Origin of the sequence: Nonomuraea antimicrobica, assembly GCF_039536965.1 — a bacterium.
GTDB lineage: Bacteria > Actinomycetota > Actinomycetes > Streptosporangiales > Streptosporangiaceae > Nonomuraea > Nonomuraea antimicrobica.
The window spans coordinates 1-19579 of the sequence record NZ_BAAAZP010000199.1 but is presented as its reverse complement, the minus strand read 5'-3'; the positions used below and the strand labels follow the sequence as shown (position 1 = coordinate 19579).

General features: G+C 73.7%; 4 protein-coding genes. All 4 read right to left on the bottom strand.

Annotation, left to right across the window (positions count from 1 at the left end; all coding sequences use genetic code 11):
- Positions 1 to 44: 44 nt before the first annotated feature.
- The 4 genes from ABD844_RS44315 to ABD844_RS44300 are packed head-to-tail and all read right to left on the bottom strand — an operon-like array spanning position 45 to position 19519.
- Positions 45 to 6275: a MupA/Atu3671 family FMN-dependent luciferase-like monooxygenase gene (locus tag ABD844_RS44315; protein WP_344892960.1), complete on the bottom strand. Its 6231-nt coding sequence runs from the start codon at positions 6273 to 6275 to the stop codon at positions 45 to 47.
- Positions 6268 to 17307, bottom strand: coding sequence for an amino acid adenylation domain-containing protein (locus ABD844_RS44310; RefSeq protein ID WP_344892958.1), 11040 nt, complete (start codon positions 17305 to 17307; stop codon positions 6268 to 6270). Before ABD844_RS44310 ends, ABD844_RS44315 begins: the two co-directional genes overlap by 8 nt.
- A gap of 29 nt (positions 17308 to 17336) precedes the next feature.
- The gene (locus ABD844_RS44305; protein ID WP_344892956.1) at positions 17337 to 18923 is read right to left on the bottom strand and encodes a condensation domain-containing protein; all 1587 of its coding nucleotides are present in this window, start codon (positions 18921 to 18923) and stop codon (positions 17337 to 17339) included.
- Positions 18920 to 19519, bottom strand: coding sequence for a condensation domain-containing protein (locus ABD844_RS44300; protein WP_344892983.1), 600 nt, complete (start codon positions 19517 to 19519; stop codon positions 18920 to 18922). Before ABD844_RS44300 ends, ABD844_RS44305 begins: the two co-directional genes overlap by 4 nt.
- Positions 19520 to 19579: the final 60 nt, after the last annotated feature.

Sequence of the window (19579 nt, the reverse complement as noted above, 5' to 3'; positions counted from 1 at the left end):
GCATGAGCCTGCGATGGCAGCATCCGGCCACCGCGGGCGCCCGCTCAGCCGAGCCGCTCGCGCAACCAGCCGGCCAGTTCGGCGACGTGCGGAGCACGCAGCATCGCGAAGTGATCCCCCGGGATGACGTGCGTGGACATGCCGGCGCTGGCCAGCTCGCGCCAGCCCATCAGCGGGTCGTTGCCGAAGACGTCCGGCTGGTCCGCCGCCCTGACCAGGACGACGGGCACGGTCAGCGGCCGGGGGCGGTGGCGCCGCATGGCGTCGATGTGCGCCCGGCACACGACACGCGCGTGCGGGTCGGTCAGCAGGATCGCGTGGACCGACTGCTCACCGAGCTCCGGCGGCTCGGCGGCCTGCTCCCACCGGTCGAGGAGGTCGGTCAGGCCGGTGAGCTGGGTGCTCATCTGCTGGGGCGCCCGGCTGTCCAGCATGATCACTTCCGGTACGCGGTGCCCCTGCGCGGCCAGCAGCCTGGCCACCTCGGTGGCCACCACGCCGCCGAAGGACCAGCCGCCCAACAGGTACGGGCCGTCCGGCCGGACCTCGCGAATCGCCTCGGCGTAGAGCGCGGCCAGCTCGCCCACGCCGGTGGCGGGTGCGCTCTCGCCGTCCAGTCCCGGTGCCTGCAGCGCGTGGAACGGCCGGTCCTTGCCCATGTGGGCGGCCAGCTCGCGCAGGCCGAGGACGCCGCCGTCGACCGGGTGGACGCAGAAGAACGGCGGCTTGTCTCCGTCCGGCTGGAGCGTCACCACCGGGCTGCGCCGCGGGCGGCCGTCCTGGAGCCGGGGCGACGGCGTCGCACGGTTCTTGAGCCGGGTCAGCCGCTCCAGGCCCGTCCACATCGCCGGCTCGTCCACACCGAAGTCGAGCTGGCAGGCGATCTCGTCCACGCCGATCGCCCGCAGGCGCTCGACCGTCTCCGCGGCCGTCTCGACGGTCCCCATCAGCGCGCTGGTCGAGAAGTAGCGTTCGAAGGCGAAGTCGAGCAGCGCCTGACGGTCGTCGCCCGCCAGCGTGATGCCCTGCGACTCGGCCATGCCCCGGTACAGCTCCAGGTGGCTGCTCAGGTAGCTCCGCAACGGCCCGCGCACCGTGTCCCTGGCCTGGTCCAGGCTCTCTCCGATGAAGGTGTGCAGGGACAGGGTCACCTGACCGCTGCCGGGGTCGTGACCGTGCTCGGCGCGGGCCGCGCGGTAGCGGCGGATGTTCTGCGCGAGGTCCTCCACGCTCTGGCTGATCAGCGCCGTCAGGACGTTCAGCCCGCGGGCTCCGGCGGCGGTCCAGGTCTCGGGGCTGCCGGAGCTGGTCAGCCAGAGCGGCAGCTCGGCCTGCCGGGGCTTGGGGAACACCCGTAGCTCGGTGGGCTGCCCGTCGTCGCGGGGCAGCGTCACGGCGTCGCCGGCCCACAGGCGGCGTACCGTCTCCAGGCGCTCCATCATCAGCTCTTTGCGGGTGCCGTACGTGCCGGGCGCGGCGAGCACGAAGTCGTCCCGCTGCCAGCCCGAGGCCACGGACAGGCCGACCCGCCCGTTGGACAGGTTGTCCACGATCGACCACTCCTCGGCCACCCTGACCGGATGGTGCAGGGGCAGCACCACGCTGCCGGCCCGGATCGCGATGTTCCTGGTGCGGACCGCGAGCGCCGCGCCCAGCACCGAAGGGCTCGGGTAGCGTCCGCCGAAGCGGTGGAAGTGCCGCTCCGGCAGCCAGACGGCGTCGAACCCGTTGCGGTCGGCGTACTCCGCGGCCCTCAGCAGGTCGCCGTAGGTGTCCTCGTCACCGCTCTCGTCGGCGGCGAAGAAGGAGATGCTGAACCGCATCCCCGTCCGGCCCGCCGCCTGCCGCGGCCGGGCGACGGGTACGGCCCGGCGCGGCTGTGCCTCGGGAACCGGCTGGACGGGGACACTCTCCCCGGCCCTGCCGGCCTCCACCGCGGCCTCCACCGCGGCGGCCACCCCGGCGACCGTGCGCCACTCCAGCAGGTCGCGCAGCGGCAGCGTGACCTGGTACGCCTCCCGCAGCCGACCGACCAGTTGCACGGCGAGGAGTGAGTGACCGCCCAGCTCGAAGAAGTCGTCGTCGGCGCCGACCCGGTCGACTCCCAGCAGGTCCCGCCACATCCCGGCGACGGCCACCTCCACCGGCGTGCCGGGAGCGCGGTAGGCCGCCTGCCCCGCCGGGCGGGCGACGGGAGCGGGGGCCTCGGCGACGGTCAGCTCCCTGGCCCGGCGCATGCGCTCGACGAGGTCCTCGTCCGACTCCGCGAGGGACCCGGGTCCCGCGGCCAGCGCCCGCAGGAACAGCGCGACGCCCCGTTCGTCGTCCCAGCGGTCGCAGTTGATCCCCGTCCACGCGGGATTGGCCGCGACGAAGGCGTCCACGAAGGCGTTCGACGCGGTGTACGCCGTCTCGCCCAGCGCGCCCAGCAACGAGGTGATCGAGGAGAAGACGACCCGGAAATCGATGTCTCGCCCTTCCAGCGCCGCGTCGAGCGCGTGCAGCCCGTGGGCCTTGACCGCGAGGTGGGCCGCGCTCGTGGCGGCGCTCTCCTCCGGCAGGAAGGCGTACATCCGCTCGCGCTCGACCTTGGCCGCGTGGATCACGCCGTGCAGCGCGCCGAACCGGTCGATCGCCGCCCGCACGCAGGCGCGCATCTGTTCCGGGTCGGAGACGTCCGCCGCCAGGTAGAGCGCCTGGCCGCCGGCCCGCTCGATGTCCCGCAGCGCCTCGATCCTGCGCCCGGCCGCCTCGTCCGGGCCGGCGCCGGCCTCCGCGGGCAGCGTCGTCCTGCCCACCAGCACCACGTTGGCCCGCGCGGTGCGGGCGAGATGACCCGCCAGGGTGAGACCCACCCGTCCTGGCCCGACGATGAGGTACGTGCCACCGGCACGCACCTCCCGGCCGGGCCCGACATCGAGGTACGTGCCACCGGCACGGACCTCCCGACCGGGCCCGACATCGAGGTACGTGCCACCGGCACGCACCGCCGCCGCCGCAGGCGGCGTGAGCCGCTCGACCCTGCGGACCAGACGCCGGCCGTCGCGGTAGGCGACCACCGGTTCGGCCGCCGCGGCCTCCGCCAGCACGTGGCCGGCCACCGCGAGCGGGTCGCCGGCCGCCACGTCCAGGGCGGTGGCGGACAACTGCGGGAACTCCTGCGGCATGGTCAGGCACGGCCCGAGAATCGTGGCCTGCTCCGGCTCGACGACGTCACCGGGCCGGAGGTCGAAGAGCCGGTCCGACACGACCACGACGGTCGCCGCGCCGATCGCGGCCCGCGGGCCCAGCGCCTGCGCCAGGGCGGTCAGGCTGAGGTAGCCGCGCTCCTGACGCTCGGTGAAGCCTTCGCACGGGTCGAGGTTCCACAGGTGAACGACCCTGAGCAGGTCCTGGCCCGCCGGGGCCACGGCGTCGAGCAGCGCCTCGTAGTCGGCGCGTCGCGCCGGTCGTACCGTGTACCGGCCGTCGGCCGCGGCGAAACGCTCACCGGGGCGGACCAGGACCACGCGCTGCCCGGAGGCGAGCAGGCGGCTGCGCAGTTCGTCCGCCGTTCCCCCCTCGTCGGCGAGGACCAGCCAGGTGGCCGGCGCGCCGCTCAGGGGCGCGGGCGGCGCGTCGTCCCAGCGGACCCGGTAGAAGCCCGCCGGTTCGCGCCGGGTGACCGCCGCCGGCTCCGCCGGATCCACCCAGAACCGGGTGCGTTCAAAGGGGTAGGTGGGCAGCTCGATCCGCCGCGCGTCCGGGTCGACGAGGCCGCCCCAGTCGGCCTGCAGACCGGCCGCCCACGCCTGCCCGATCCGCTCCCGCAGATACTCCGCCTCGTCAGGACGATCGTGGCGCAACGTGCTGAAGACCGCGTCCTGAGGAGTGAAGGCCCTGCTCAGCGACTCTCCTGGGCCCACCTCCAGATAGACCCGGCTCGGGTCCTGGGCCAGCAGGCGCGCCCCGGGCCAGAAACGCACCGTCTGCCGCAGGTGCCGCACCCAGTAGTCGGGATCCGTCGCCTCGTCCGCGGTGATCCACGTGCCGGTCACATTGGAGACGTACGGCAACGTGGGCGCCGCCAGCCGTACCGAACGGACCAGAGCCCTGAACTCCTCCAGGACCGGCTCCATCATCGCCGAGTGGAACGCGTGCGAGGTGCGCAGCCGCCGCGCGGCGACACCCCGGCCGGTCAGGTCGGCGAGCAGCGCCTCGACGGCCTCCGGCGGCCCCGCCACGACGCAGGCGAGAGGGCCGTTGACCGCCGCCGGTTCCACCCCGGGGGGCAGCAGCGGCGCCAGGTCCTCCTCCGAGCAGGCGACCGCGAGCATGTCGCCGGGCGGGAGCGCCTGCATCAGCCGCCCTCTGGCCGCCACCAGGGCGAGCGCGTCCGGCAGGCTCATGACGCCTGCCACGCAGGCGGCGACGTACTCGCCGAGGCTGTGGCCGATCATCGCCTCCGGCGTCACCCCCCAGTGGATCAGTAGCTGGGCCAGGGCGTACTCGACCGCGAAGAGCGCCGGTTGGGTGTGGGCGGTCTGGTCGAGCTCATCCGATCCGCCGAAGACCAGGTCACGGAGGTCGCCCTGGAGATGCCCGGTGAGCAGGGTGGCGCACTCGTCCAGGACGCGCCGGAACACGGGCTCCCGCTCGTACAGGCGGGCCGCCATTCCCGCGTACTGCGTGCCCTGGCCGGGGAAGGCGAAGACCGCCCCGCGCCGTTCGGCCCCTCGGACGCCGCCGGCCGGGGATCGCAGGGCGTCGGCCAGCTCCTGCACACTGCGGCAGACCACCGCCCGGCGGTGGTCGAAACGCTCACGGCCCTCGATCAGGGTGCGGGCGATGTCGCGCAGAGCCGTGTCAGGGTGGGCGCGGCAGTACGCCGCCAGACGCTCGGCCTGCCGCGCCAGGGCCGCCTCCGACTTCCCCGACAACAGAATCAGCTCCGCCCGCTGCCCACTGTCCGGAGGCGGCTGTCGCAGAGCGGGCGCCTCCTCCAGGACTGCGTGGGCGTTGGTCCCGCCCACGCCGAAGGAACTGACGCCGGCGCGCCGCGGCGTGTCGGCCGCCGGCCAGCTCCGGTGGGCGGCGTTCACGTAGAACGGGCTGGTGTCGAGCTTGAGCTGGGGGTTGGGACGGGTGAAGTGCAGGCTGGCCGGCATCTCACCGTGGTGCAGCGCCAGCACCGTCTTGATCAGGCCGGTGACGCCGGCCGCCGTGTTCAGGTGGCCGACGCCGCTCTTGACCGAGCCGAGGCCGCAGAACCGCCGCTCGCCGGTCTCCTCGGCGAACGCCTGGGTCAGCGCGGCCACCTCGATGGGATCGCCGAGTTCGGTGGCCGTTCCGTGGGCCTCCACGTACTGGATGGTGCGCGCCGGGACGCCGGCGACGCTCAGGGCCTCGCTGATCACCGCGGCCTGACCCGCGACGCTCGGCGCGGTGAACCCGACCTTGTCGTCGCCGTCGTTGTTGACCGCCGTACCCCTGATCACGGCGTAGATGGTGTCTCTGTCCTCGATCGCCTCCTCCAGGCGCTTGAGCACCACGACGCCGACGCCGCTGCCGAAGACCGTGCCGTTGGCGTCTGCGTCGAAGGGGCGGCAGACGCCGTCAGGGGAGACGATGGCGCCGGGCTCGAAGAAGTATCCGCTGTCCTGCGGCACGCTGATCGAGACACCACCCGCCATGGCCAGGTCGCTCTCCCTCGCCAGCAGGCTCTGGACGGCGAAGTGCACCGCCACGAGCGACGTGGAGCAGGCGGTCTGCACGACCACGCTGGGACCGGTGAGGCCCAGCTTGTAGGAGGTACGGGTGGCCAGGAAGTCCTTGTCGTTGGCGTGCAGGACCGCCTGCGGGCCGAGCCGCCCGATCGTCTCGGGCGATCCGAGCAGGTTGCTCAGCAGATAGCTGCTCATGCCCGCGCCCGCGAAGACCCCGATCACGCCGGGGAAGGTCCTCGGTACGTATCCCGCGTGCTCGAGGCCGGCCCACGCGCATTCCAGGAACAGCCGCTGCTGCGGATCCATCACCTCCGCCTCGCGCGGGGAGAGCCCGAAGAACGCGGCGTCGAAGCGGTCGACGTCGGCGAGTCTGCCGTTGACCGGCACGTAGTGCGGATCGTCGGCGACCTCTTCTGACACCCCGGCCGCCAGCAGTTCCTCCCGGCTGAACCGGGTCAGCCCGTCGACGCCGTCCCGCAGGTTCTCCCAGAACCGGGTGACGTCCTCGGCTCCTGGCAGACGCGCGCTCATGCCGATGACCGCGATCTGCGTACTGGTCTCGTCAGTCATTCGCCTTTCCCCCTCCATGGTCATGACGTGTCCGCCGGACGCCCAGCGCGGCCCGGCGGGCGGCGCCGCGGTCTCTGCTGCGCCGCACGGCGGAGCGGTCGGGATCCTCCTGCAGCAACGACCGCGCCAGGGCCTCGATCGTCGGGTACTGGAAGAGCCGCACCAGGGTCACCTCGCGGCCGAGCAGCTCCTCCAGCCGGCTCTGCACCCGAACGATGAGCAGCGAGTTGCCGCCCAGGTCGAAGAAGTTGTCCCGCGCGCCCACGCGCGAGGTGGCGAGCACCTCGCGCCAGATCCGGGCGATCGCCTGCTCGAGTTCGCCCCGGAGCGGGGCCGGCTCGCCTTCGGCGACTGCTTCGGCGGTCGGCAGCCGGGCCCGGTCCAGCTTGCCGCGCGGGGTGAGTGGCAGCGACTCCAGCACGACCAGTGCCGCCGGCACCAGGTGTTCGGGAACGCGGGCCCGCAGGTGCCGCCGTAGCTCCGCGGGTGACAGCGGTGCGGCGGGGTCGGATCCCACCACGTAGCCGGCGAGCCGGTCGTCCCCTCCGTCGGGGGCCGGGGAGGCCACCACGGCCGCCGCCCGCACTCCGGGATGGGTCAGGAGCAGCGATTCCACCTCGCCCGTCTCCACGCGGTGCCCGCGGATCTTCACCTGCCCGTCCATCCGGCCGGTCACGTGGACCGTGCCGTCGGATCCCCAATGCCCCAGGTCACCGGTCCGGTAGACGAGGTCGGCGCCGCCGAAGGGGTTCGCCGTGAAGCGCGCCGCGGTCAGCTCCACGTCACCGAGGAAGCCCGCCGACAGGTACGGCGTGCGTATCCAGATCTCCCCGCGCTCGCCGACCCCGGCCAGGCGTCCCGCGGAGGTGACGACCAGCACCTGCGCGCCCTCGATCGCGCGGCCCACGGGAATCGGATCGAGGCCGGTCACCCGGTGGAATGCCATGGCCTGCGGGGTCTCGGTGGTCCCGTAGAAGTTCACGTACTCCGCCTCGGGGGCGAGCGCCCGCAGTCCTGCCACGTGCCGCGCGGCCAGCCGGTCGCCGCCGAAGAAGACCCGCCGCAGGGCGGGCAGCGGCTGCGCGGTTCCCGAGGACATCAGCTCGGCGATCCCCGGCGTGGCGTGCGCGACGGTGACGCCCTGTGTCCGCAGCCAGGCGGCCAGCTTCGCCGGGGTTCTCGCCTGCGCCTCGGTGGGCACGCACACCGTTCCGCCCAACGTCAGCGGGCCGAGCGTCTCGCGCAGGAACGGGTCGTGCCCGATGCCGCCCAGCACGCTCCAGCGATCCTCGGACCCCAGGTCGAACTCGGCGGCCTGCCAGTCGAAGAAGTGCGTGAGCGGCGCGTGCGCCCCGATGACGGCCTTCGGCGTGCCGGTGGTCCCCGAGGTGAAGGCGACGTAGGCCGGATCCCAGGGGTCCACCGCGACACCGGGGCTCTCCGAGACCCCGCCGGACCAGGTCAGGTGGGGAGAGCCGGCCAGGTCGGCGTCCTCCTCGTCGATGAAGAGCAACCCGCGCGGCTCGGCCGCGGCCAGGCACGCCCGCCGGCGCTCGGCCGGGTCGGCCGGGTCCAGCAGGACGAACGCGGCCCCGGCCTTGAGCACGCCCAGCATCGCGCAGATCAGCTTGGCCGAGCGCCGCCCCGGCAGCGCCACCCGGTCGCCCGGAGCCACGCCCTGGTCCCGCAGCTCCTGGGCGAGCCCGTTGGCGCGCTGATCCAGCTCGCGGTACGTCCACCGGTCAGCGCCGTCGACCAGTGCGACGCGCTCAGGACAGCGGGCCGCCTGGTCCTCGACCAATACGTGCACGGCGTGCTCGGCCCGGCGCGGCAGTGGCGCGGCGGGGTCGGGCAGGGCGGCGTCCGGGTCGGCCGTGAGGAGGTCGTAGCCGTCGATCCGCCGCCGCGGGTCGGCCGCGATCTGCTCCAGCAGCGTCGTGTACTGCCGCACCATCCGCTCGGCGCGCTCGGCGGAGAACAGGTCGGCGTTGTAGACCAGCGAGAAGGACAGCTCCTGTCCGGTGTCTCGCAGGTAGAGGGTCAGATCCAGCTTGGCGGGCGTCTCCTCGGGGGTCTCCACGGTGACGGTCACGCCGTCGCCGAGAGGTGCGTCCAGCTCAGGGACGTCGATCATGTTGATCATGGCTTGGAACAGCGGGTGGCGGCTCAGGTCCCGGTCCGGCGCCACCGCGTCCACGATCCGCTCGAACGGCACGTCCTGGCCGGCCAGCGCGTCCAGCGTGGTGGCGCGGACCTCGGCCAGCAGGTCGGCGAAACGCGGCCGGCCGGACAGATCGGCCCGCAGCGGCAGGACGTTGAGCAGGCAGCCGACCATGCCCTCCAACTCGGCGTGACCGCGGCCGGCCACAGGGGTGCCCACCACCACGTCGCTCTGCCCGGACAGCCGACCCAGCAGGATCTGGAACCCGGCGAGCAGGGTCATGAACAGGGTCGCGCCGCCGGACCGCCCGATCGCTCTGAGCCGTGCGGCGACCTCGGCGTCCACCGATCCCGCCACCCGCCCGCCGGTGAACGTCCGCACCGCGGGGCGCGGCCGGTCGGCGGGCAGGTCGAGCATCGGGCTGCCGGCCAGGCGCTCCCGCCAGGAGGCCAGGTGCCCGGCGAAACCGCCGGACTCCCAGGTACGGCGCTGCCACAGGGCGTAGTCGGCGTACTGGATCGGCAGCGGTGCGGGCCGCTCGCCCGCGTACAGCGCGGTCAGGTCGTTCAGCAGCACCCCGAAGGAGAGCCCGTCACCGGCGATGTGGTGCAGGGTCATCAGCAGGACGTGCGAGTCGCCGGCGAGCCGGGCCAGTGCCCACCGCACCGGCGGATCGGTGTCCAGGCGGAAGGGATCCGTGCTCATCCGCCCGCTCAGCGCGCCGAGTTCGGCCGACCGAGCCGGTTCGCCGAGGTGGGAGAGGTCGATCAGGGGCAGGACGTCCTCCGGCAGGTCGGTGAGCCGCTGCTCCGGCACGCCGTCCCGCGCCACGATGACCGTCCGCAGGATCTCGTGCCGCCGCATGAGCTGCTCGACCGCCTCGCGCAGGTCGCCCACCCGCAGCTCGCCGTCCAGCCGAATCACGCACGGCATGTGGAAGGAGTCGCCCGAGACGCCCAGCCGGTCCATGAACCACAACCGCTGCTGGGCGAAGGACAGGGCAGAGGTCTCCCCCCGCGGCGTCGCGGTGGGAGGGGCGACCCGTGCGGGGCCCGCCTCCGCCACCCGCTCGGCCAGAGCGGCGGCCGTCGGCGTCTCGAAGAGCGCCCGGACGGGCAGGTCCACCCCCAGGACGGATCTGATCCGGCTGATGAGCTTGGTCGCCAGCAGCGAGTGACCGCCCAGACGGAAGAAGTCGTCGTCCGGCCCGACCTGCGCCAGGCCCAGGACGTCGCCGAACAGCCCGCACAGGATCTCCTCCCCCGGGGTGCGAGGTCTCCTGGAGGTCCGCTCCTGCCGCGGCGCCGGGAGCGCCCTGTGGTCGAGCTTGCCGTTGGCGGTCAACGGCAGAGCGTCGAGCAGGACGAACGCCGCCGGAACCAGGTGGTCGGGCAGCGCGGCGCCGAGCCGCGTACGCAGGGAGGCGACGTCCACGTCCCGTCCAGGTGCGGCGACCAGGTAGGCGACCAGCAGAGGCGGGCCCGGCAGGTCCTGCCGCAGCCGCACGACGACCTGCCCGACGGAGGGGTCCGCTCGCAGCGCCGCCTCGATCTCCCCGGGCTCTACGCGGACGCCCCGCACCTTGACCTGGTGATCGGTCCGGCCGAGGAACTCCAGCACACCGTCCCGGCGCCACCGGACCAGGTCGCCCGTCCGGTACATCCGCTCCCCGTGCGCGCCGAACGGGTCGGGCAGGAACCGCTCGGCGGTGAGCCCCGGCCGGTTCAGATAACCGCGCGCCAGTTGGGCGCCCGACACGAAGAGCTCACCCGGCACACCGGGCGGCACGGGACGCAGCCCGGCGTCCAGCACGTGGCAGCGGGTGTTCCACACCGGCCGCCCGATGGGGGCGGCGGGCGGCCACTGCTCCCGCGCCGATGGAAGCGTGCAGGCCGTCACGGCGTGCGTCTCGGTCGGGCCGTAGTGGTTGTGGAGTCTGCGTCCGGCGTGGAAGTCCCGGATCGTGTCACCGAGGACCAGCGCCTCGCCGGCCTGGACGACGTCGGTGAGGGCGGCCAGCTCCCAGCCGTGCGCGAGGGCGGCCTCGGCCACCGCCTCGACGACGAGGTTCGGCGCGAACAGCCGCCCGGCCCGGTGCTCGTCCAACCACCGGGCGAAGGCTTCTGGATCTTTGCGCAGCTCCGCTCCGGCCACGACCAGGCAGCCGCCGGAGGTCAGTGTGGACAGGATCTCCTGGGCCGAGACGTCGAAACCGATCGCGGCCGACTGCGCGGTACGCGTCCCGGCGCCGCCCGGGAGCTGCTCGGCCTGCCAGGCGAGCAGATTGACGAGGGCGCCGCCCGGCATGACCACCGCCTTGGGCCGGCCGGTGGAGCCCGAGGTGTAGATCACGTAGGCCGGATGCGCGGGCAGGAGGGCGGTGAGCCGGTCGCGGTCCGTGACGTCCGTCGCGGGGCGGCCCGCGGCGAGCCGCTCCTCCAGCACGACCGCGGGAGCGCCTGCGGGAAGCCGGTCGGCGCGATCGGTCAGCACCAGCGCGGGCCGCGCGTCCGACACCATGAAAGAGCTGCGCTCGGCCGGATGGCCCACGTCGATGGGCAGGTAGGCGGCGCCGGACTTCAGCACGGCGCACAGGGCCACCACGAGTTCGGGCGAGCGGGGCAGCGCCAGGCCGACCACCCGCTCGGGGCCCGCTCCCCGGTCGATGAGCCAGCGGGCCAGGCGGTTCGCCCGCGCGTTCAACTCCGCGTAGGTCAGCGTGGTGTCCCCGTCGGTCACCGCGGGCTCCTGCGGCGTGCGGCGTGCCTGCTCCTCCAGCAGGGCGGGCAGGACGCGGGCCGGCACGGCGCGGCCGGTGTCGTTCCACGCCCGGACGGAGGCGCGCTCGTCGTCCGACATCAGCTCCAGGTCGCCGATCGCCAGGCCGGGCTCGGCGACCGCCGCGGCCAGCAGCCGCGCATAGCGCGCGAGCAGCCGGTCGGCGCTTTCCTCGCCGAAGAGGTCCAGGCTGTAGTGCATCGCCAGGTCGACGCCGTCGGGGGCGCCCTCGGCGGTCCTGTGCTCCCTGACGTTGACGAGGACGTCGAACTTGGCCGTGCCGGTCTCCGTGCGCTCCGGCCGGATCGACAGCCCCAGCGCGGCCGGCTCGCCGTCGTCGTGGTTGTCGAAGGCCAGCATCGTCTGGAACAACGGATGCCGGGACAGGGAGCGGGCCGGGTTGAGCACCTCCACCAGCCGCTCGAAGGGCACGTCCTGGTGGGCGAAGGCGGCCAGGTCGGTGGCGCGCACCCGGGCCAGGAGCTGCTCGAAGGTGGGGTCGCCCGCGGTGTCGGCGCGCAGGACCAGGGTGTTGACGAAGAAGCCGATGAGGTCGTCGAGCTCCTGGTCCGCGCGGCCCACGACCGGGGTGCCGAGCGGGATGTCGGTGCCCGCGCCGAGCCGGGTGTAGAGCGCGGCCAGTCCCGCCTGCAGCACCATGAAGAGGGTGACCCGGTTCCGCTTGGCCAGGCGGTCCAGCGCGAGGTGTTCGCCTGCGGTGAGCCTCAGCTCCACCAGACCGCCGCGGCCGCTCGCCGTGGCCGGCCGGGAGTGGTCGACGGGCAGCGCCAGCTCCTCCGGCAGGTCGGCCAGCGTGTCACGCCAGTAGTCCAGTTGCCCGGCGAGCAGGCTCCGCGGGTCGTCCTCGTCGCCCAGGAGGTCGTGCTGCCAGAGCGTGTAGTCGGCGTACTGCACGGGCAGCGGCGACCAGCCCGGCGGCCGGCCTGCCGCGCGGGCCGAGTACGCCGTGGCGAGGTCGCAGACCAGTGCCCGCATCGATCCGCCGTCGAAGGCGATGTGGTGGAAGACGAGCAGCAGCACGTGCTCGGCGGCGCCGAGTTCGAACAGGCGGACCTGGAGGGGCAGGCCGGTCTTCAGGTCGAAGCGGACGCGGGAGGCCCGGGCGAGCCGCTCGGGCAGCTCGTCCTCCGTGGTGGGCACGAGACTCACCGCGCACCGCGCGGTCGCGCCGGTCAGGATGCGCTGCACCGGCTCGCCCGCCACCTCGGGGAAGATCGTGCGCAGACTCTCGTGGCGGTCCAGCACGTCGTTCAGCGCCGCCTCGAGCGCCGCCCGGTCCAGCTCGCCCGACAGGCGCAGGGCCATGGGCATGTTGTACGCGGCCCCGTCCGCCTCGAGTTCGGCCAGGAACCACAGGCGTCGCTGGGCGTGGGACAGCGGGATGTCACGGGGCCGATCCACCGGGCGGGGCGCCGGCCGTACGGTGGACGCCGCGCCGATCCGGCCACAGAGCTCCGCGACCGTGGGGCACTCGAACAACGTGCGCAGCGGGACCTCCACACCGAGCGTCGACCGGATCCGGCTGATCAGCCGGGTGGCCAGCAGGGAGTGCCCGCCCAGCTCGAAGAAGCCGTCGTCGACGCCGACCCGGGGCACCTCCAGCACGTCGGCGAACAGGTCGCAGACGATCTCCTCCTGCGGGGTGCGCGGGCCCCGCGACGCGTGCTGGTGCTCATGGGCCGGCAGCGCCCCGCGATCCAGCTTGCCGTTCGGCGTCAGGGGGAACTCCCGCAGTTCCACGAAGGCCGTGGGCACCATGTGCTCGGGAAGCGCCTTGGCGACGTGCGCCCGCAGCGCCGCGTCGCCGGGCAGTGCCCCGCCCGGCGTCGCGATCAGGTAGGCGACCAGCCGCTTGCCGCCGCGCTCCTCCTGGGCGGCGACGGCCGCCTGGACGATGCCCGGATGCCCGGCCAGGACCGCCTCGATCTCACCGAGCTCGATGCGCACGCCGCGTACCTTGACCTGGCCGTCGACCCGGCCCACGAACTCCAGCAGGCCCTCGGGGCTCCTGCGGGCCAGGTCGCCCGTCCGGTACATGCGCGTTCCCGGGGGGCCGAAGGGGTCCGGCAGGAACCGGGCGGCGGTCGGCGCGGGCGCGTGGTGATAGCCCCGTGCCAGGCACGCCCCCGCCGCGTAGAGCTCCCCCTCCTCGCCGGGGGCCACGGGCTGGAGATCCGGACCGAGGAGGTAGACCTGCGCGCCGTCCACCGGGCGGCCGATGGTGGGCGCCGGGCTGTCCCCCAGGCGGCACCACATCGTGTCGATCGTGCACTCGGTGGGTCCGTAGAGGTTGTAGGCGGTGATCCCGGGAAGCTCGCGCAGGGTGCGCCAGAGCGCCTCGCCGACCGCCTCGCCGCCGAGGATCAGGACACGCGGCGCGTGGCGGCCGGGCGCGCGGAGTCCCGCGGCCAGCAGGTGCGTGCAGTGGGTGGGCGTCACGTCCAGGACGTCGATGCGGTGCTCGTCGACGAACGAGACGAAGGCGGCGGCGTCCTGCTTGACCGCGTCCTGGACCAGGTGCAGCTCGTGCCCGGCGATCATCCACAGCAGGCCGGTCCACGAGGCGTCGAAGCCCAGCGGGGCCGCCAGGGCGACGCGCGACCGGGCGCCGGAGGTGAAGACCGTGGCCTGGTGCGAGTGGAACAGGTTGACGACACTGCCGTGCTCGACGGCGACGCCTTTGGGGCGGCCGGTCGAGCCGGAGGTGTACAGGACGTAGGCCAGGCAGGACGGGACGAGCGGCCCGAGGCGTTCGGTGTCGTCCAGGTCGTCCGCGTTCTGGCGGGCGCACGCGTCCTGGGTCTCGGCCTCGTCCACCAGCAGGTGCGGCACGCTCCTGGCCCGGGCCGCGGAGCGGACCGCATGGGCGGCGGAGCCGGTCACCACGAGCGCGGGCCGGGCGTCGGCGAGGATCAGGTCCATGCGGGCCGCAGGGCCGTCCGGGTCGATCGGCAGGTAGGCCGCGCCGGTCTTGAGCACCGCGAGCAGCAGGGCGATCGTCTCCGGCGTCTTGCCGAGCGCCAGGACGACGAGCCGCTCCGGGCCGATGCCCCGTTCGAGCAGCAATCGGGCCCACCGGTTGGCGTGCGCGTTGAGCTGGGCGAAGGTCCAGCCTGAGCCGTTCAGCGTCACCGCGAGGGCATCCGGCGTACGCGCGGCCTGCGCCTCGAAGAGCCCGCACACCGTCTCCTGAGCCGGATGGGCCGGGACGGCGGAGGAGGCCAGCCGCGCGCGGTCGACCTTCCCGCTGGAGGTCAGCGGCATGGCGGCCAGGGCCACCGCCCGGGCGGGCAGCATGTACCGCGGCAGCAGGTCGCGCAGGTGAGCGCGGAGTTCCCCGACGTCCGGCGCCGTGGCGCCCGGCACGGGCACCTGGTAGACGGTCAGGTCCTTGTCGCCGTCGCCCGCCGGCTCGGCGGTGACGGCCACCTGCGCGATGGCGGGGTGCCCGGCCAGGGCGGCCTCGACCTCACCCAGCTCGATCCGGTGCCCGCGGACCTTCACCTGCAGGTCCGTCCGGCCGAGCACCTCCAGGCAGTCGGCCTCCCTCCGGCGTACGAGGTCGCCGGTCCGGTAGAGGCGTGCGCCGGGCGGGCCGAACGGATCCGGCACGAACCGCTCGGCGGTCAGCCCGGGCCGGCCGAGGTAGCCGCGTCCCACCCCCGCGCCGCCGATGTGGAGCTCCCCTGACGCCCCCACGGGGACCGGTTGGCCCTCGGGGTCGAGGACGTGCAGGGTGTAGCCGATCCGCGCGCCGCCGATGGGCGGCAGGCCGCTCCACCCGCCGTCCAGCCTGGCGCGGGTGGCCTCCACGGTGGTCTCGGTCGGGCCGTACCCGTTCTGGATCACCCGGCCGGGCGCCCGCCAGCGGGCGACCAGCTCGGCGCTCGGGGCCTCCCCGCCGATCGACAGCTTGGTCAGGTCGGGCAGGTCGGCGTCGCCGAGCAGGGAGAGCGTGGCGGGCGTGGACAGGAACACGGTGACCCGCTCGGCTCTCATGAGGGCGGCGAACGAGCGCGGGTTCATCAGCAGGCTGCGTGGCGCCGAGACCAGGCAGGCGCCGTTGCCCAGCGCGGCGAACATCTCGTAGACGCTCACGTCGAAGGTGGGGGCGGTGAACTGCAGCACGCGCTCGCCGGGGACCGGGGCGAAGTCGCCGGGTACACCGCGGACGAAGTTGGCGGCCGAGCCGTGCTCGATCTGCACGCCCTTGGGGACGCCCGTCGAGCCGGAGGTGAACAGGATGTAGGCGAGGTTCCCCGGCCGGGCCGTGGCCCCCGGGCGCACGGCCGGGCGGGCGGGGTGGTCCACGGGCAGGCTGGTGACGTGGGCGGGCAGCTCGGTCGTCCGTTCGAGAGCCGTGACGACCCGGGTGCACCCCGCCTGGCGCAGGATGCCGGCCCGGCGCGACTCGGGGTGCGCCGGGTCGAGCGGCAGGTAGACGCCCCCGGCCTTGAGGATGCCCAGCACCGCGGTGACCAGGTCGGGGCCGGGTTCGAGCAGCACCGCCACCGGCATCTCCGGCCGCACCCCGTACGCGCGCAGCGCGGCGGCGAGCTGATTGGCGCGTCGCTCCAGCTCTCCGTAGGTGACGGTCCGGCCCGCGTGGCGCAGCGCCGGGGCTTCGGGGGTGCGGTCGGCCCACTCCTCGAACACCTCGTGCAGGAGAGCCGCGCCGCCGGGCGTGGCGCCCGGACCCAGCGCGCTGAGCCGCGTGCCCGGATCGGCGACCACGGCCTGCAGCAGGGCCACGTATTCCGCGCAGAGGCGCTTGATCCTGTCGTGGTCGAACAGGTCGGTGGAGTACTCCGCCCACAGGCGCGTCCCTTCGCCGATCACCTCGGTGATCTCGACGGTCAGGTCGAACTGGGCGGTCGCCTGCGGCAGCTCGTACGCCTCCACCGTGATGTCGCCGAGCCGGATCGACTCGGCGACGGGATGGTGCATGGTGAAGCAGATGTCGAACAGCGGGTTGCGGGCGGCGTTCCGGTCCGGGCGCAGCTCTTCGACCACGCGCGCGAAGGGCAGGTCCTGGTTGCAGTGCGCGCCCATCACGCTCTCGCGGGTGCGCGCGAGCAACTCCGCGAAGGTGGGGTCGCCCGCCGTCGACGTCCGCAGCACCAGCGTGTTGGCGAAATAGCCGATCAGCGGCTCGAACACCGGCCTGGTGCGGCCGGAGAAGACGGAGCCGAAGGCGATGTCGTCCTGCCCCGTGTGGCGGGCCAGCAGCGCGGTGAAGGCGGCCGCGTAGAGGGTGAGCGGGGTCACTCGCGCCTTCCTGGCCAGCGCGGTGAGGCGGGCGGCGAGCGTGCCGGGCAGCATCAGCCCGTGTGTCGCGCCCGCGGAGGTGGGCGACTCCGGACGCGGCCGGTCCGCGGGCAGCCGGACGGCCGGCAGGTCCGCGAGGCGCTCGCGCCAGTAGCCGAGCTGGGCGTCGTGCGCCCGGGTCTCCTCCCGCTGCCAGGCGGCGTAGTCCGCGTACTGCAGGTCCAGGGCGGGTAGGCGGGGCGGACGGCCGTGGCGGACGGCGTCGTAGCAGGCGAACAGTTCGGCGGTGAGCACACCCAGCGACGCGCCGTCGAAGGCGATGTGGTGCACCACGATGGCCAGGACGTGCTCGTCGTCGGCGAGCCGCGCCACCAGCGCCCGCACCACCGGCTCGGCGGCCAGGTCGAAGGGCCGCGCGCCCAGCTCGGCGACCAGTTCGCGGACGCGTTCCCGGTCGGCGTCCTCGACGACGGTGAGCGCCACCGCCGGCTCCCCCACGACCGGGTATGGGGAGCCGTCGTGCTCACGGTAACGGGTGCGGAGGATCTCGTGCCGGTCGACCACCGCGCGCAACGCGCTTTCGAGCGCGGCCACGTCGAGCCGGCCGCGCAGCAGCACGGGGATGACCGAGTGGTAGAGCGGCAGGTCGGGCTCCCATTGGTGGAGGAACCACTGCTGCTCCTGGTTGTAGGACAGGGACGGGAAGCCGTCGCGAGCGGCCCGCGCAGGAGGGGCGCTCCCCGTCGCGGGCCGGGCCGCCACGGCCGACCGCAGCGAGCGGCGCGCCTCGGTCAGGCTGGGCACACGCGGATTGCCGGTGAGGGACACCGGCCTCAGTCCTCGTCCACGGAGCCGGCGCCGGCCGCGAGCTGGCGGACGGTGTGCTCGCCCAGGACCAGCTCCACCGGGATCTCCATGCCGAGTTCGTGGGCTCGCATCATGACGCGGACCGCGCGCAGGGAGTTGCCGCCGAGCGCGTAGAACTCGTCGTCCACGGAGACCTCGTCCAGCTCCAGTACCTCCGACCACAGCTCGGCCAGCAGGTGCTCGGTCGCGGTGGCCGCGGCGGCGTCCTCGGAGTCCCGTCCCGGCTCGCCCGCGGCGGTGTCGAAGACGACGGAGGTCTGGTCGATCAGGAAGGGCAGCTCGGAGACGCGGGTGGCGGGGTCGGCCGCGAGGATCGCGGCGAAGGTCCGCGCGGCGGCGCGAACGGTCTCCGCGTCGAAGACGTCGGCCGCGCCCGCCAGCGTGCCGAGGAGCGCCTCGCCGTCGTTGCGCACCTGGAGCGCGATGTCGAAGGGCGATCGTGCCTCGCCCGGCACGACCACCTCCACCTCGCGTCCGAACAGGTCCCCCAGGACGGGCGGATCCTCCAGGACGATCCACGCCTGCGCGAAGGGGAGCCGGCGCCCCGTGCGATGCGGCCTCAGCTCCTCCATGAGCTTCTCGAACGGCACCGCGGCGTTGGCGAAGGCCTCCAGGCAACGGTCCCGCGTGCGGCGCAGCAGCTCGGCCAAGGTGGGGTCGTCACCCAGGTCCATGCGGACCGGCAGCGTGTTGACGAAGAAGCCCACCAGGTTCTCCAGCTCGGGCTCGTCCCGCCCGGCGGCCGGCAGCGCCACCACGACGGACGGCTGCGCGCTCCAGCGGCCCAGCAGGGCCGCGTAGCCGGACAGCGCCACCATGAAGGGGGTCAACCCGCCGCCCACGGTGCGCAGCCGGGACATCATGTCACCCGGGACGGACAGTTCCGCGGTCCGCATGCTGTGCCGCGGCCGTTCCGGACGCGGGCGGTCGAGCGGCAGCGCGAGTTCGGGCGCCCCTTCGAGCCGGTCGCGCCAGTAGGCCACCTGATCGTCCAGCGCGCCCGATTCGAGCACCTGCCGCTGCCAGACCGCGAAGTCCGCGTACTGCACGGGCAGGTCAGGCAGGTGCGCCTCCCGCTCCGAGATGGCGGCGTCGTAGAGCTCGCCCAACTCCATGAGCAGCACGTCACGGGACTGGCCGTCGCCGACGATGTGGTGCATGACCAGGAAGAGCAGTTGCTCGCCGGGGCCGGTCCGCAGCAGGTGACAGCGGAACAACGGCCCGGCGGCGAGGTCGAAGGGCTCGGCGGCCAGCTCCCGGAGCGTCTCCTCCAGGTCACCGCCCACCTCGGCGATCTCCACGTCCACGTCGTACGGGGGCCGGACCACCTGGCTCACCTGCGCGCCTTCCAGGCGGAAGACCGTACGCAGGACCTCGTGCCTGGCCACGATCCAGCTCAGGCACCGCCGCAGCACGTCGAGGCGGAGCTCCCCGCCGAAGCGCACGCCGCCGGCCACGTTGTAGAGCGGGGCCTCGTGCCGCACCTGTTCGTGCAGCCACAGCCGCTCCTGGCCGAACGACGCCGGCAGAACCAGCACCTGGTCAGACCTCATGACAAACTCCTGTTCTCATCGGCGGCGGCTTCGGCGCTCCGGCACAGCTCGGTCACGAACCGGTCCACCGTCTCGGCGTCGAGCACTTCGGTCGAATAGTGCGCGCGGCATTCCAGGCCCCGGTCCCCCCCGTCCTCGAAGTCCACGAAGAGCTCGAACTTCGCCGTACCGGTGCCGAGGGGCTGCAGTTCCAGGTCGAGGCCGGCCATCGGCGCGGGACGCAGCGCCTCGTCGAACTGGACGATGTGCCGGATCAGCGGCACGCGGCCGGTGGGATCGCGGTCCAGCCGCAGGTCCTTGACGATCTCCTCGAACGGCACGTCCCCGTTCGCCTGTGCCTCGATCACGGCATCCCGGACGCGGTCGAGCGTCTCCCCGTAGGCGGGATCACCGGAGAGGTCGAGGCGGATGGGCAGCATGTTCACGAAGCAGCCGACCAAGGGGGCGGCCTCCACCCGGTGCCGGCCGGAGGAAGGGGTGCCGAGCGTCAGGTCCGTCTGTCCCGACCAGCGCGACAGCGCCGACGCGTACAACGCCGTGGCCGCCATGAACGGCGTGGCGCGGTGCCGTCCGGCCCACGACCGCAGTCCGGCCATCACCTGCGGGGCCATCCGGCGCGTCAGGGTCGCGCCGGCGTACGTGGGCCGCCGCGGCCA

What these genes read in the sequence shown, in the direction of transcription:
- ABD844_RS44315 (WP_344892960.1), bottom strand. Translation starts at nt 6,275, where the DNA reads ATGACTGACGAGACCAGTACGCAGATCGCGGTCATCGGCATGAGCGCG.
- ABD844_RS44305 (WP_344892956.1), bottom strand. Translation starts at nt 18,923, where the DNA reads ATGAGGTCTGACCAGGTGCTGGTTCTGCCGGCGTCGTTCGGCCAGGAG.
- ABD844_RS44300 (WP_344892983.1), bottom strand. Translation starts at nt 19,519, where the DNA reads ATGGCCGGACTGCGGTCGTGGGCCGGACGGCACCGCGCCACGCCGTTC.